Origin of the sequence: uncultured Gimesia sp., from assembly GCF_937919775.1 — a bacterium.
Taxonomy (GTDB): Bacteria; Planctomycetota; Planctomycetia; order Planctomycetales; family Planctomycetaceae; genus Gimesia.
Map to the genome: position 1 here is coordinate 1 of NZ_CALFPF010000113.1, position 11,084 is coordinate 11,084.

The window sequence follows — 11,084 nt, forward strand, 5'->3', positions numbered from 1 at the left end:
GATCCGCAGGAAAAGCGGAAAATCATCGGCAGGCTGTTCATTGAAGTCTTTCAGAAAGAAGCGGAATCCATTGAGAATGCGCACTTTCTCGCACAGGGAACTCTCTATCCCGATGTGATCGAATCCGGTGCCAATCCCGACGGTCCGGCGGCGACGATTAAATCGCATCATAACGTGGGAGGATTGCCGGAAAAGCTCGGGTTTGAACTGATCGAACCTCTGCGCGAGCTGTTTAAAGATGAAGTTCGCCAGATGGGTCACGAGCTTGGTTTGCCGGACGAGCTGATTTACCGGCATCCCTTCCCCGGTCCCGGTCTGGCGGTTCGTTGTCTGGGAGAAGTCACTGAAGAACGTTTGAACGTGCTCCGGGAGGCGGATCTGATTGTGATTGACGAATTACACAAGGCAAAGCTGTACCGAAAAACCAAACAGGCTTTTGCCGTTCTGCTGCCGATTCGCTCTGTCGGTGTGATGGGGGATGGCCGCACTTACGAGGATGTCGCCGCCATTCGTGCCGTCGAAACAGACGACTTTATGACGGCCAACTGGTCTCCGCTGCCTCACGAGGTTCTGGAAAGAATGTCGACCCGTATTACGAACAACGTACGGGGAATCAATCGTGTGGTCTACGATATCAGCTCGAAACCCCCCAGTACGATTGAATGGGAATAATTTTCTCTGCCGAGCCGTTTTTGTGCTGTTGATGGCGCGCCGAAAATCGTAGTCCTCTTTGTCACTGGTGATGAGGTTCTTTTTTTGGGTTGAAATGGGCTTGATTTTCGATGCGATCCGGGTATGTTAGAACACATTCGTTAATGTTCTTTATAATTTAATGTGCCCCCAGAAGCCTGAATGATGTAGTTCGCAATCGTCTAATTCAAGTCGATTCGATTTCGCAGCGTTCACGTGCTTCTCCCCGCCTTTGGATTCCTCATGCGTACTTATTGCACTTCTTGACAGAGAAAGTCGGAAATCATGGTTTCAGTGTCGAAGAGAAGATTGATATACCTGGCCGTTGGTTGTTTATCAGGCCTGATATTACTGGGAAGCAGCTATTTTTCGTTAGCGACAGCCCAGAAACCCCTCGACAACGAAGGCGATCTGGCAAAACGCCTGAAGCGAATTCCAGCGACGTCTCCCCAGGAATCACTCAAGGGTTTTCAACTGGAACGCGGCTTTGAACTGGAATTAGTGGCAGCCGAGCCTGATGTGATGGACCCTGTCGATGCCTGTTTCGATGAAAACGGGCAGATGTATGTGGCCGAAATGCGGGGTTATCCTTATTTGCCCGAACAGCGTCCCGATTATATTCCCGGCCCTGTCAGAAAAAACGCGGGTGTGATTCGTTTGTTGAAAGATACGAACGGTGACGGGAAGATGGACCAAAGCTTTGTTTTTGCGGATACGATTACCTGGCCGACCTCGGTTTGCTGTTATGATGGCGGCGTATATGTGATTGCCCCTCCACAGATTTATTACTTCAAAGATACAAACGGCGATCACAAGGCTGATATTCGCGAGACCGTATTTACAGGACTGCCGACCAATAACGTGCAGGGCCTGGCGAACAACTTGAAATGGGGTTTGGATAACCATATCTATTTCGCCGGGGGGACCAATGGGGGTTCCATTATAAAGGACGGCAAAGAAGTCATTCCCGCGGGGCGTCGTGATCTGAAGTTCAACCCCCGGACCCGAGAGTTAGAAGCAGTTTCCGGTGGCTCTCAGTTCGGTCATTCCATGGATGACTGGGGAAATCGTTTTGTCTGCAATAACAGTAACCATATTCAGCATGTGGTATATCCCAGTCACTATTTAAAGCGAAATGCCTATCTGGCAGTACCCAGCGTTTTGCGGACAGCCGCACTCAGAGGGGCCGCTGCTCCCGTGTTTCGTCGCAGTCCCCCAGAGCCCTACCGGGAAGTTCGCACCGCACGCCGCGCCGCAGACCCTGAGATGCGGAAGCGTCTTTCGCCTACGGAACTCGTGGCGACCGGTTTCTTTACTTCCGCGACGGGAGTCACCATTTATCGCGGGGCTGCTTATCCTGCCGAATTTCAAGGGAATGCCTTTATCGGCGATGTCGGCGGAAACCTGATTCATCGTAAAACCATGGGGGCGAAAGGGGCCACTTATGTGGCCACACGCGCCGATGAGAACACGGAATTCATCACTTCGAAGGATAACTGGTTTCGCCCCGTGAACTTTGTGAATGCCCCTGACGGCACGCTCTGGGTACTGGATATGTACCGCGAAACGATCGAACATCCGTTTTCCATTCCGGAAGATATCAAACGTCATCTCGATCTGGAAAGTGGTCATGACCGGGGGCGCATTTATCGCCTGGTTCACCCGGAAGGGAAAAAGTTCAAGGTTACAAAATTAGGAGACATGCCCGTTGATCAACTGGTTTTACAATTGGAATCACCGAACAGCTGGAACCGGGAAACGGCACAGCGACTGATCTGGGAACGCCAGGACAAGGCCGCGATTCCCTCTCTGGTAAAACTGTTTCAAACTTCGAAGCAGCCGCTGGGACGCCTGCATGCCTTATGGACATTGGACGGTTTGAACGCGTTGAACGCGGAACTGTTGCTGGCGGCTTTGAAAGATCAGGAGCCGGGCATCCGGGAGCATGCGGTCCGTCTCTCTGAGAAGTATTCCAAGGAGAACCCGGAACTCGCTCAGGCTGTGCTCAAGCTGACGGCAGACCCGGAATATCGAGTACAACTGCAATTGGCCTTTTCCTTAGGTGAATTTGACGGGCAGGCAGCGATAACCGGTTTGACGAAACTGGTAGATTCCCCGAATTATGATGGTGATATGCAGGTGGCAGTTCTGACTTCTTCCGCGAATATTGCCGGGCCTCTCGCAGTCAATTTTCTGCGTGAATCTCCCGAAACACTTTCCGGCAGTAAGCGCTCTCTGGTGATTGAGTTATTACGCATTGCCGGTGCCAAACAGGAAACGGATGACGCGCTGGCTGTGCTGGGATATCTCTCGAATGATTCGATCTCTCTGCTGCAGAAACAACTGGTACTCGGTGCTCTGGGAGAAGGTCTGGGGCGTCGCGGGGCATCTCTGGCGACTTTGCTGAATGACAGCAAGCTTGATCCTGCCAACAAACAACGGTTTGACAAAACCATCGCTGATGCCGTTCAAACAGTCAAAGATGAAGACAAGCCCGTAGCTGAGCGCGTCGCCGCCATTCGTTTACTCGGATTTCTCGATTACAGCGTGGCAGGAGACGTTCTGGCAGAGGTCCTGAACCCGCGTTCTTCACCTAAAATTCAACTGGCCGCCGTCGAGGCGTTATCACGTATGGGGCACAAGGATGTAAGTTCAGCGCTCTTGGCAAACTGGTCGGGATTCAGCCCGGCTGTCCGGACAGAAGTGATTGACGCCCTGCTGGGATCATCAGGACGGATTGACAGTCTGTTGAATGCCATCAAGGACAAGCAGGTCAAACTCAATGAAATCTCCCGCGACAAAAAGGATCTGCTGACGAATCATCCGAACAAGGAAATCCGCAGCCGCGCCCGAAAAGTGCTGGGGGGTGAAGTGAACAGCGACCGTGCGAAAATCGTGGTTGCTTATGAGGCGGCGCTGGAGTTGAAAGGGGATGTCACACGCGGGAAACAGATCTATCTGAAGAACTGTGCCGGCTGTCATAAAGTGGGGGATCAGGGACATAACGTCGGCCCTGATCTGGCGACAACCAAGAATAAATCAAACAATGACTTGCTGATTGCCATTCTGGATCCCAGCCGGGAAGCACAATCTAACTACAATGCTTATACGATTGTAACAGAGCAGGGTAAGCTGTATACAGGCATTATTGCCGCCGAAACTGCGACGAGTTACACCATTCGCCGCGCAGAAGGAAAAGAAGATGTCATCTTGCGAAATAATATTGATACGCTGCTTTCAAACGGTATCTCTTTAATGCCGAACGGCTTGGAAAAAGAGGTCAACCATCAACAGATGGCGGACTTACTGGAGTTTATCAAAACACTGGAAGCGCCTCCTGAAAAAAAATAAAGGGGACGCTTTGAATCAATAAAAACAGCCCTGTCAGATCGTTCTGACAGGGCTGTTTAATTTTCTACAGCGTGACAGGAGAAGTTTACCAATCCATCCCCAGGCTGATGGATCCACCGAGTAGACTGAGGTCTCCCGATTCACTCGCAGCCGAGCCGGCACCATTCCACCACATTCCGTCCCAGGCCGCACGGACCCAGACCAGAGCACCGGTTTGCAGCACAAAATCTGCTTGCATACCGACTTGAACTTCAGCGATACTTAATGATTTTTTGGAGTCTGTCTGTGCGACAGCAACGAGAGGACCAGTGGTTTGGTCTTCTGCCGAGTATTTCGATTTGCCCCATAAAGCAGAATATTTCAGACTGGAAATCAAGGAGAGGCTGGAGCTGCCTTTGGTTCGTCTGTCAAACAGACTCAGCGGACGTCGTGCTTCACCAAAGATGACCAGACCGTTTCCATCGAAGCGATGTCCAACGTCTGATGAGACGGCAGCACCACTGGCGGTTCCTTCAGCATGATATGACTGACTTACCGAAGCATGGCGATAACCACCACCGAAGGTCGTCTGCCAGCGTTCAAAGTTCAGTTCCTGGCTCAAATCCAGGTCAATGGTATAGAGCTTCATGTTGCTCGCTGTAGCGATCGTATCGCCTGCCATACCACCGGCGGAGATACCACCGATCGAAGTTTTTGTGGGTAGAGCGTTATAGAAGATAAAATTACTCGGGGATGTCGCACCATTATTGGAATTGTCCTCAAACTGGAACCAGCGGACCTGTGCACTGAGACCTTCATTATCAATCAATCCCAGGTTGATCCGAGGGGCAGACTGATAATTGTAGGGGAAGTCATTTGAGGTCGTAATTGTTGTCATTCCAGTCTGGTCTTCCGTAAAAAACGCGGTATCCGTATCGAAACCGGGTTTCACGAAAACGGCAGCTGCCCCGGCGACGATTCCCAGGCGTTCGTAAGTCGAATCTTCGAGATATGGATCTTCGATCCAGTCTCCCTGGGTGTATTCTTCAACCGGTCCGTAATACTCTCCATGATTGTAATTTTCGGGCATGGCAACGGGAGATAAATCGGAAGTCCGCGGAGAGGACGGTGCAAATGAGACAGCATCAATTGCTGGTTCATAGTCATTGGTGGCATTTGAAATTCTGAAGACCCCTTCAGATTCATTAGATGGCTCGACAGCGAAGTCTGACTGCGAATAGAGTGGCTGTATTGTAAGACAGCAGATTCCCGCAATTATCAAGCCAACGAATCCGTTCGTTCTCATAGCTTAATCTCTCCATTTCAGTTCAAGCAGAATCGTCCGGGATTCTGATGACTGAAAGATGCCAGTTAAAAACTAACCTCTCCGACAAAACACACTTTGTGAGTTCAGAGTTTAATCTTGTTCGTAAGTACAGCAGTAAAGTGGGGCTGTGTAGATAACCCGCTGTCATAATTGATCGGCTCGTTATTGCCAAGAAGACCATTAAAAACGTTACATCTTGCAAAAACAGTACGATATTTCATTTGAATTGATTCGAATGTATAGATAGTGTTGCCGTCAATCTCGTTGTAAATTGCCCATTGTTTCTCAAACATAATTTTGTAAGACACTTCTATTAAAAGAGTTGTGGATTTAGAAAATTTTTTGAAATGCTGATGCCAGGAAATGAATCCTCGTTAGCTTTGTTGTGGTCGTTCGTCTGTACTGTGAGATTTTCACGTGGTGCACAGGCAGAAGTGGGGGTAAAACGCTCCTGATTCCTGCGAGTTGTTTCTCTGCTCCGGAAGTTTTGTGTTGCTTGCATGACTGTTATAAGTGGAATTCAGTAGTTATATTTTACCTATTTTACGCAAATTTCTTTGACATCGGTTCAGACTAGTTTTTAGCATCAAGGACTGGATTTCTGTCATTGCGCAGAAGTACCAAAAACAAGGCAGTGGTCGAACGTTCTACTTCAGAGACTGTTTTGTTTTAGAGTTCATTGGATTGAATCAGAAATTGACAACTAACAATAAAACATATTGGCGTTCAGGTTTACGGTAGCAGAGGAAGTGAGAGGTGAAATCTCACTTGGTTTGCAGTAGAATGTCATAGCAATTTAGAGTTCATGGGAGACAGCAGATGTTACTGACATCTTGGGTTGAGTCGATGCGGGTTGCTTTCGAAAAAAGCCGCAAGGCCACTTTAAATCCTCGTCGTCGACTTCAGCTTAGAAGCGTTCCTTCTTCAGCACGCCAGAAAGTTCAACGCAGAATCGCGATTGAGCAATTGGAAGATCGAACACTTCTGACATCACTGATTATCAATCAGCTGACCGCAGGTCTCGGAATCACACTCAATAACTCTGTGCTGGACCCGGATGCGGATGGTGTCTCCAACTATGACTCGATCATCTTCGAAGATCTGACGATTAGTGCCACTTCCGGAGCCGGGGTGACCATTGATCTTGATAATTTAACATTCACTGATCCTTTCAAGATTCTGTTCGATAATGTCTCCATTTCTTCCACGACCGGCATGGGCATTGATATCGAGCTTTCGAATTTATTAGTAGACACCATTGCCATCGATAATTCGACGATTACCGGCGGCGTGGGCAATGCCTTTAACGTGGATTTGACCAATGTGATCCTCGATGAATTCAACATTATCGATTCCACCCTGTCGGGACAGGCGGGGGCAGGCGTGACTGTGGCGTTGAATGCGTCTACAGTCGAAGAGACTTCTCTCCGCCGTTCCAGCATTGATGGCGTTGCGATTGATGTGACCAATGGTTCGGTGCTGCGTCACACCACGATGGCTGACAACAGCATCTCCGGTACATCTGGAAGCGATGGTGTGAGTGTCAACATTGTTGACTCGATTGCGGAAGAATTGCGGTTGACCAACAACAACAGAATTCAAGGGGTCGCGATCAATGTGGATGACACGGCTGCCGGTGGCGATGCCTTATTGACGGAGTTGTTCATTCACACGAATATCATTACCGGCAATACGGCTGGCGATGGTGTTCGCATTGATCTGAACAATGTTGATCAGTTTGTCTCTATTACCGGTAACTCAATTACCTCGAATAACGGACATGGGATTGTGTTCGATCAGACCGACGGCGATTTGAGCGGCGATATCTCTGATAACATTATCTCGAATAATACCGGACATGGTATTTTCTTCACACCCTCTACTACGAATCCTGTTCCCACCGGTGCGGGAGCCCCTGGTGTGCCTCCTTATGCGGGCATCCCTGGTCCTACAGACAAAATTGACTTTGCGGCATCCCGGAATGAGGTTCAACTCATTACGTTTGAAGGTGTTCCTACGGGTGGAACATTTACCATTTCTTATACCGGCCAAAATGGCGTTGTCCAAACGACTACAGGAATTCTGTCGACAGCGACAGCGGCTCAGGTCAAAGCGGCCATGGTGGCGAACTTCGGCGAAATCGGCGTCGGCGATATCCTTGTGAACGGAAATTTCCAGGATGGATATGAAGTCGAATTCGTCAATGCCGCCGGCGGCGTGAATGTGAATCCATTGACTGTTGATGTGAGTGGCTTTAACAGCACTCCACCCAGCGTTGTCATCACTCAGACGACGGCAGGAAATGTGGATGAAATTCAACATCTGGAAGTCACGAATACTCCCACCTTCGGTACATTTCAGCTCAGCTTTTTAGGTCTGTCTACTATTTTGCCGTTCAGTGACGCTGATCCAGCCAATGGCGCCGCCGCTGGTAATATTGCTGCTGCATTGAATGGCCTGGCCAATATTAGCGGTTTTAGCGGCACACCGATCGATGTTGTGGTCAACGGCAACGGATTCGACATTCTGTTTTTAGACAGCGGTTCGATGCATGATCTCGATGTGCCTCAGGTCACTGTCGATGCCACAGGGCTGCGATTGATCGTAAACGTAGCGATTGGTCCGGCAGAGTTGAATCCCAACAAACCAGCCACACAGACGATTACTTTCAGAGACATTTTTGGCAATATCTTGACCCCGACCGGTGGGTCCTTCCGGCTTACATTTCAGGGTGAGACCACAGGTGATATCGCCATTGATGCCGATCCGAATGTAACCGCTGCGAACATCGATGCTGCCTTACAGGCGCTTTTCTCGGCGACAACCAAGACGGGAATCGAAGGCGATTTCATTGTTACTGGCGATTATCTGAATGGATTTGTTGTCGAATTCAATGAGATTCAGCACCTGTCAATGATTGGTGCCAATGATCCGACCTTTGGTACTTTTTCACTGACCTTCCTCGGCCAGACCACGATGTTTCCCTTTACTGTCGCCATTCCTTCTGCTGCCGGCGCACAAACAATTGAAAACGCTCTGAATGGCATTGCCAACGGGTTAGGTTTTACTGGTAATCCCGTTAATGTGACTGTGAGTAGCAATGGGTACGATATTATCTTTCTGGATTCCGGGACTTTGGCGAATGTTGATATTCCGCAAATCGTCTCTGATGCCTCGCTGATGAGATTTGATGTTGTGATCGCGAATCTTGTTCAAGGAAGTGCTGCGGTAGATGAGCAACAGACGTTGAATTTCATCAATTCACAAGGGGGCTTCCCGTTTACATTCGCGGGAAATGGCGTCAATATTACCAATCCACCCGCTGCTGCCGCATTCACCATTACCTTCCAGGGGGAAACCACTCAGGGGATTGACATTAATGTGAATCCCACCGTGACAGCCGCGAATATTGATGCTGCTTTAGAAGCATTGACTATCGCTACCAGCGGAAATGACTTTACAGTCACGGACAATTATTCAACTGGTTTTACGATTACATTTCAGGGGGATTTTGCCAAAGCAAACGTGCCCTTAATGGTAGCCAACGTATATCCGCTGGATGTGACGCCCGTTACGCAGCTTGGAAACTTTAATATCTCGACAGTCACCGCCATGACGGGGAATGTGCTCACGGGACCGCTTGAGCCGTTTGTTGATATCACTGCGAGTACAACAACTCAAGGAGTTGGAGCCAATGAAATTCAAACGGTATTCATCCCCAATCTTCCGGGGGGCGGAACTTATACCCTCGATTCTGTCAACAGCACGAATGGTCCGGTGACACTCGCTTACAACGCGACAGCTGCTCAGATTCAGGCTGCATTGGAAAGTCTGGATGCCATTGGCGCAGGCAATGTGCTGGTGACCGGTTCTGCGTTAACAGGCGGTTTCACTGTTGAATTTATCGGTGCCTTCCGGGCAAGATCTCCAATGGACACAATTTTAATTGATGCTACGGGAATTCTGATTGTGGTTCCCACGGTGACCACGGTTACCGAAGGGACGAGTATCAATGAAGTCCAGGAAGTCATCGTCAGTGGAACGCCCACCGGCGGGGATTTCACTTTATCGTTTGATGGTGCGACGACGGCGGCGATTGCCTACAACGCAGATGCGGTAGCGATCATTGCTGCTTTAGAAGCTTTGTCGACCCTCAATGTCGGTGATGTGCTTGTACGTGGCGATGCTGTCAGCGGTTTTGAAATTGAGTATGTCGGAATTTTGGCAACGATCAATACTCCGCAGATCATTGTTGATGATACCAATCTGACCGGAGCCACGATGCTCGTCAAAACGACGACTGTGGGGGGCTATCTCAGAGGGATTCGCGGCAATACGATTACCGGTAACTCGGGTGCCGGTGTCGAAATTGATCTGAAGATGTATACCTCTTTCTATGGGGATATCGCCGGAAATACGATCAGTTCCAATGATACCATAGGTATCAACCTGATTGCCGCCGATCCGACGATACTCAAGAGTGTGGATTTCAGTATTGCCGTCGATGGAAATACGATGGATGACAATCGCGGCGCCGGTATCGCAGTCAGTATGCAGGATACGGCGGCGGGCGATATCAGCATCACCAATAATATCATTACCGGGACCCGCAATGATAATATTTCTTCCACCCCCTATGGTGGAGATGCGATCTATATTGATTTGATTGGAACCGATGTCAGTTTCGAAGCCTACAATCAGTTACGGGATCTGACGATTGACGGCAACTTAATCGGGACTGATGCCGCCAACACAGCCGGGCGGGGGAATGCGGGAAATGGTATCGGAATTCATATTGAAGAATCTACGATTATCGATCGGACCCAGATTTCGAATAACGTCATTGCCAACAATAGCGTTGATGGTGTGAACTTCCATCGTGAAGATGACGCTCGCGTTGGTCAGGCCATCGTCGATCCGATCGTGGGTGAAGAACGTGCTGTGATGATTTACAGCAACAGTATTACCGGTAACAACAATGGTATCGGTATTCTGGCACAGAATGGTAATTTGACGACGACTGATTTCGAGATTAAAGACAATCTGATCACATCGAACCGACTTGACGGTGTCAGCCTGCATGCAGAAGCCGATGCGACGATTTTTGCTGATATCATCCATAATCAGATCACTTCGAACTCACAGAATGGTATTGAATCGACGACTCGCACCACAAGCTCCTTCGGAACAGACCGACGCGATGTGGCGGGAACCTGGATTCAGAACGACATCAGTAATAACGTGTGGCACGGAATCAGAATTTCCGGACGTATTGGTAACCGCGTTGATCTGGCACCCCACTTATTGTTTATCGGTCTGGATGGAGTTGATCCTGTAACCGGCCTGGATCGTGGCAATGTGATTGAAAGCAATGGTCGCGACGGGATCCAGATCGCCGCTCACCAGGATCGGATTGTCGGTAATGTGAAAATTGCCAATAACGCGATCCTGTCCAACGCAACCGGCGGAATAGAGCTCTTAGGGGAAGGGCTGACTTCTTCGATTGACAACAACTTGATCGCCTTTAATACCGGCAAAGGTGTTGACATCAATTCGAACGGTCAGACGATCTTCTTGCGTAACAATATTATTACGGAAAATACGTCTGATGGACTGGAAGTTCTCAGTGCGGATCAAATATCTCTTAATGAAAATAATTTTACTCTGACTGTTACTATCGGTGGTCCCACCACAAGTTTGACCGCAATCGGCAACTTTATTGATAATAACGGCGGTC

4 protein-coding genes are annotated in these 11,084 nt (G+C 49.1%); 3 read left to right on the forward strand and 1 reads right to left on the reverse strand.

The features are described from left to right. Both guaA and Q0294_RS03045 read left to right on the forward strand, forming a co-directional pair. On the forward strand, positions 1-672 hold a 672-nt coding region (guaA, locus tag Q0294_RS03040), incomplete at its 5' end, for a glutamine-hydrolyzing GMP synthase (RefSeq protein WP_299460788.1). A 327-nt stretch (positions 673-999) separates the two neighbouring features. Next, a complete protein-coding gene (locus Q0294_RS03045; RefSeq protein WP_299460790.1) occupies positions 1,000-4,041 on the forward strand; it encodes a PVC-type heme-binding CxxCH protein in 3,042 nt (1,013 codons plus the stop codon). A gap of 85 nt (positions 4,042-4,126) precedes the next feature. Here the strand turns inward: Q0294_RS03045 and Q0294_RS03050 are convergent, their stop codons facing one another. Continuing rightward, positions 4,127-5,326 carry an Lpg1974 family pore-forming outer membrane protein gene (locus Q0294_RS03050; protein ID WP_299460792.1) on the reverse strand — a complete coding sequence of 400 codons (1,200 nt, stop codon included), beginning with the start codon at positions 5,324-5,326 and terminating at the stop codon, positions 4,127-4,129. Positions 5,327-6,166: 840 nt separating this feature from the next. Here Q0294_RS03050 and Q0294_RS03055 point away from each other — a divergent pair. Beyond that, positions 6,167-11,084, forward strand: a 4,918-nt coding sequence (locus tag Q0294_RS03055; RefSeq protein ID WP_299460794.1) for a right-handed parallel beta-helix repeat-containing protein, incomplete at its 3' end; no start/stop codon positions are given.